The sequence below is a fragment of the Sphaerospermopsis aphanizomenoides BCCUSP55 genome, from assembly GCF_001586785.1.
GTDB classification, from domain to species: Bacteria; Cyanobacteriota; Cyanobacteriia; order Cyanobacteriales; family Nostocaceae; genus Sphaerospermopsis_A; species Sphaerospermopsis_A aphanizomenoides_A.
Genome location: NZ_LUFH02000201.1, coordinates 1 through 3,311, shown reverse-complemented (window position 1 = coordinate 3,311; position 3,311 = coordinate 1). Strand labels below are relative to the sequence as shown.

General features: G+C 36.5%; 3 protein-coding genes. 2 read left to right on the top strand and 1 reads right to left on the bottom strand.

Annotated elements, in window-relative coordinates:
- Positions 1-293 precede the first annotated feature (293 nt).
- The gene (locus A0J48_RS26180) at positions 294-635 is read right to left on the bottom strand and encodes a hypothetical protein (RefSeq protein ID WP_200327496.1); all 342 of its coding nucleotides are present in this window, start codon (positions 633-635) and stop codon (positions 294-296) included.
- Positions 636-824: 189 nt separating this feature from the next.
- On the opposite strand from A0J48_RS26180, the gene A0J48_RS26175 reads away from it, so the two are divergent.
- Complete coding sequence (locus tag A0J48_RS26175) at positions 825-2,378, top strand: cytochrome P450 (RefSeq protein ID WP_200327495.1); 1,554 nt, start codon at positions 825-827, stop codon at positions 2,376-2,378.
- 336 nt (positions 2,379-2,714) lie between these two features.
- The coding region (locus A0J48_RS26170; RefSeq protein ID WP_234301180.1) for a P-loop NTPase fold protein at positions 2,715-3,311 on the top strand (597 nt) is incomplete at its 3' end.

Sequence of the window (3,311 nt, the reverse complement as noted above, 5' to 3'; positions counted from 1 at the left end):
TTAGCTGCTGGTGAAGTTGCTCCTGTTGCTTTGACTGCTCCTGCAATCAACGGCTAATCTGAAAGCTTCAGATAAATAAAAAACGCTCTCCAGAAATGGGGGGCGTTTTTTTTGTCAGAATCAGGATGTCCAGGATTTAAGGATTTACAGGATTTGATATTTGTGATGATTTAGGAAAAATCTCTCTGAAAGCTCTTACCTTTGTGTACTTTGCGTACTTTGCGGTTAGTTAAAAAAAATTTAGATCCTCTAACGATGAGATAGAAGTAATTTATTTTTGGGTAATATTTTTGTTACACAGGTAAACGTCCCGTGATAAACATTTTATAGCCTCCTGACATGAGAACTAATGAGAGGAAAAATTGCCAGAGGCTCGTAGGATTAAGGATAGCTCGACTGCTCATAAATACAAGGATAATCCCAGTAATAATGGGTATCCAGCCGAGATTTTTCATACTTCTAGGGAAAAATATTAATATCATTACTCCTATTGTGAGTGCAAGTACGGATGTGTCGGCAGCTATTCCTCTCCACCAGTAAGGATAAACGTTGGTTGTGAAAATGATGTTTTGTCCAACCAAGTAGATGCCCAATATCAGCAAACCGAAGCCGAATATTCTCAGTAAAAAGCCCATAATTACTGTAATTTACAAGTTTGGTTACAATTTAGCACATACTATACTTGTTGTATAAATATGGTTATAGGACTCAACAGGGTGGCCAGGATATCAATTCATGATCAAACTCCGGTTACAAAAGGATTTTACTCCTGAATTCTGCTATGTCTGGATCATCAAAAGTTTTTGTTGTAAGAAGGGTGATTTATGTTACAAGATATTACTGCTCAGATTGCTTTTTCTTCCTCATCTCTCAATTTAGTCACAGTTTTAGGCGTTTCTAGCACAGCGGGAATACTTGGTTGGCGGTGGTGGAAACAAAAAAATGTTTATAAATCTCTGGAGTCTCTTCCTTCTCCTCCCAGACATTGGCTGTTAGGAAATATTCCTCAAGTATTGGCGGCTGTAAAACAAAAGAAATTTTTCCAATTATTATTTGATTGGAGCAAGCAACTAGGCCCGATGTATGTTTATTGGGCTGGTCAACCTGTTGTTATTTTGACTAAGCCAAAGGTGATCGAAGACACTATTGTCAATGGTATGAGAGATGGTAGCTTAGTTAGATCCGAGCGAGCAAGCAAAGCTTGGAACGATATTCGTGGACCCATTCTTTTGGGTCAAAATGGCAGCGAGTGGCAGTGGCGACGCAAAGCTTGGAATCCTGAATTTAGTTCTAGTAATCTTTCTAAATATGTTGAGATTATTAACCAAGCCTGTGAACAAGCAATTGAGACAATTAAGGAAGCCCATCCATCTCAGGAAGTACAGGTAGATCCTCTATTTGTAGAATTGACGATGAGGGTAATTTCTTCTTTAGTGCTGGGTATTCCTGTAGATAGAAAAACCGTTAGTCCTGAAGGACCACCCCTTGATGTTGCTAAGGTGTACGAAGCGATGTCTATTTTCGGTTATCGCTTCTTACGGGGAGCTACTGGAGAGAAGATATGGAGGAAATATCTACCAACTAAAAATTCACGAGATTATTGGTCAGCAAGGCAATATTTAGATGAGTTTCTTACTCCCCGTGTAGATTTAGCTTTGCTAATGAGGGAAGAAAACCAGACAGATTTAGCACAGGTAAGTTCTTTGTTCCGGGAATCAATGCTAGTGAAAATAGCTGCCAAAGAACCAAACTATAATCGAGAATCATTGATAGCAGAAGCTGTTGAATTATTAATAGCTGGTACTGATACAACAGCCCATTCTTTATCTTTTGCAGTAGCAGAGTTATCCTTAAATCCCAGAGTCTTTCAAAAAGCACAGGCTGTAGTCGATAAAGTTTGCCAAAGTCAAGGCACTATTAATATAGAAAGCTTCAAGGAATTGAGTTACATTCGTGCTATTTTCAAAGAAACTTTGCGCCTTTATTCGGTCGCTTCCGGTTCAACTGGATTGGACACTACAAGAGAAGTTGTAATTGATGGTCAGGTAATTCCTCGTGGTACGAAAATCTTCTGGTCAATGCTTGCTGCTGGAAGGGATCCAGAAGTTTATACTGATCCTGAAGAATTTTTACCAGAGCGTTGGTTAGACCAAGGTAAGGAAAATATTCAACTGCCAATGATAGATTTTGGATCGGGTTATCATCGTTGTTTGGGTGAGCATTTGTCAATGCTAGAAGCAACGGTGATGCTGGCATTATTGTTGCGTCACTTTGATTGGGAGTTGGTCAATGGTCGTTCATCCGTGGAACATTTACAGCAAAACCTTTTGATTTATCCATTTGATAGAATGCCAGTACGTTTTCGGTTGAGAAGTTAGGTATTGTCCTGGTTTCTGGACAAGATGTCTAATTTTAAAGTTATAGGTAATTGGGCGCAAATAAGCAAATTACCTATGGCTAAATAAAGGTGAATATTTCAAGTATTTTTTGTCTGAATCAGGATGTCCAGGATTTAAGGATTTACAGGATGGGGATTTTATAAATAAGAATGTACATATTTATAATCGATCCAGTTCTGAGATAGATAGGAAGTATCTGGAAGCATCCCAACAGTTGCAGGTAGATAAGCAAAATTATGGTGCTGATTATATTCATTTTTATGTTGATGATATAGAGACATTATCAGAATTTTCAAATATATTTTAAATATATTTTTGTCTGAATCAGGATATCCAGGATTTAAGGATTTACAGGATGATGATTTTATGAATAATATTGTAGATATGTTGGCTAAAAGTACAAACCCAGTAAATTCTGGAGTTAATCGAGAAGACGCTGTAAGTATTATCGAGAAATTTTTAGATAATGAAAATTATAGAGTTTTAGCTGTTAAGGGTAAATGGGGTGTTGGTAAAACACATTTAGTAAGAAATGTTTTAGATAAACATCGGAAAAATGATTATTTATATGCTTCTGTTTTCGGTATTTCTTCAATTGAACATTTGCAAGCAAGAATAGTTGGTAATTATCAAAGAAATCTGAAAACTAAACCAATTAAGAAGGTTTTTGAATTTTTCAATCGCAACTCTGGAAGATTAGAAAAAACTCGAAACCTAGAATTTCCAAAACTAGACGTTGGTTTATCAGGTTCATTACGTGCTATAGGTGGTGATTTATTGATGGAGATATTATTTAATTTAAACATCAACAGCAAATCAATTATCTGTATTGATGATTTAGAAAGGAAATCTCAGCTTCCATTAAAAGATATATTTGGATTTGTTGAGTATCTGGTTCAAGATTTTAAATGT